1 protein-coding gene and 1 pseudogene are annotated in these 1,837 nt (G+C 63.3%); both read left to right on the forward strand.

Going from position 1 to position 1,837, the window contains the following annotated elements; all coding sequences use genetic code 11:
- Positions 1-146 precede the first annotated feature (146 nt).
- A pseudogene (istA, locus tag NKJ93_RS33495) lies at positions 147-1,410 on the forward strand (IS21 family transposase).
- On the forward strand, positions 1,407-1,837 hold a 431-nt coding region (locus tag NKJ93_RS33500), incomplete at its 3' end, for an ATP-binding protein (protein WP_352593639.1). The pseudogene istA and the gene NKJ93_RS33500, both read left to right, overlap by 4 nt.

The raw sequence follows: 1,837 nt of genomic DNA on the forward strand, positions 1-1,837 counted from the left end.
GTGTCGATGCCGGCTCAATACTCCCCAGAAGTGCCGTTTGAATCTTCCCCAGTTTAGCGCTGTCGCCGGTCTTCCGGAGCGCGCTCCGGGAGACCGGCGGCGCATGATCGTTGATGCTTCTCCTGATGGTCGGGAGAGGGATTTCGGTGATCAAGATCGGGGAGATGATGATGATACTGGATTTGCATCGGCAGGGCCTGTCGGTGTCGGCGATCGCCAGGGAGAGCGGGATCGACCGCAAGACGGTGCGCAAATACATTGCGCGCGGGCTCGAGGCTCCGGCCTACGGACCACGCAAGCCGCGTCAGGCGGTGATCGATCCCTTCACGGCCTATCTTCGCGAACGCGTCATGCGATATCCCGGGCTCACCGGCAGCCGGCTTTTCCGCGAACTGAAGGACCTCGGCTATGGCGGCGGCTACACGGCCGTTACCGACTTCCTGCGCGACGTCCGTCCTGCCGCGGCGGAGCGTGGATACGAGGTTCGCTTCGAGACCCCGCCCGGCGAGCAAGCGCAGGTCGACTTCGCCCAGTTCAATGTCGTCTTTGCCGATGAGCCGACCACGCCGAGAATCGGTCTGGCTATTCTCCATGGTGCTTGGCTTCAGTCGCCTTATCTGGGCACGCTTCGTCGTCCACCAGGATCTGCCGACTGTCTTGCGCTGCCATGCTGGGGCTTTCGAGGCGCTGGGCGGCGCTCCTCGCGAAGTGCTTTACGACCGTATGAAGACGGCTGTGATCGGCGAAGGCGATACCGGCGGCATCGTCTACAACCGTGCCCTCGTCGATCTTGCCCGCCACTATGGTTTCCATCCCAAGGCGTGTCGGCCTTACCGCGCCAAAACGAAAGGCAAGGTCGAGCGGCCGTTCCGCTACATTCGCGAGGACTTCTTCCTGGCCCGGTCCTTTCGCAATCTCGAAGACCTGAACGCCCAGTTGCGTCATTGGTTGGACACGGTCGCAAACCCGAGGGTTCACGCCACCACAAGGCGTGTCGTCAACGAAGCTTTCGCCGAGGAGCGGGCAGCGCTGCGGCCGCTGCCTTTGGCTCCGTTCCGATCGGTCCTAAAGCTCGAGCGAGGTATCAGCCGGGAGGGCATGGTCAGCGTCGGCGGCAATTTCTACAGCGTGCCCGACGCCACCAGGCGCCGTGTCGTCGAGGTACACACGCTGGCCGAAGAGTTGCGCATCTTCGAGGACGGCGCACTGATTGCCACCCATCCTATTCTCGAAGGCCGGCACCAGCGTCATGTCGAGCCGGGTCATCGCAACATCCACGTCCACAAGCGCCGACAAAGACTGAGGAACGACGAGGTCATTCTTCATGGCTCGGGCGACAGGGTCGCTCAGCGCCCGTTGGCCTTCTACGACGCCGTCGCCCGGGTAATGGCGAAGGAGCAACGTCCATGACGAACGCGCTCGACACCACGCCATCCACCATCGACCGGATCCGCCACGACCTCGTCGGCCTGAAGATGCCGCGGGCGCTCGAAGCGCTCGATCATGTCGTGCGCCGGCTCGAGAAAGGCGAGATCGCCGCCCTCGAAGCCATGGACATCCTCCTCTCGGAAGAGTTGACCCTGCGCGAGAACAGCCGGATCAAGACGGCACTGCGCATGGGGCGCCTGGCCACGATCAAGACGCTCGCCGGCTTCGACTTCTCTTTCCAGCCCTCGCTCGACCGCGATCGAATCTTCACGCTGGCCCAACTCGGCTTCGTCGCCCGCTGCGAGGTCGTCCACTTCCTCGGCCCGCCCGGCACAGGCAAGAGCCATCTGGCCATTGCGCTTGCCGTCGAGGCTGTGAAGGCTGGAAAGAGCGTCTATTTCTGCACGCT

Source organism: Mesorhizobium sp. M0028 (assembly GCF_040323855.1).
Taxonomy (GTDB): Bacteria; Pseudomonadota; Alphaproteobacteria; order Rhizobiales; family Rhizobiaceae; genus Mesorhizobium.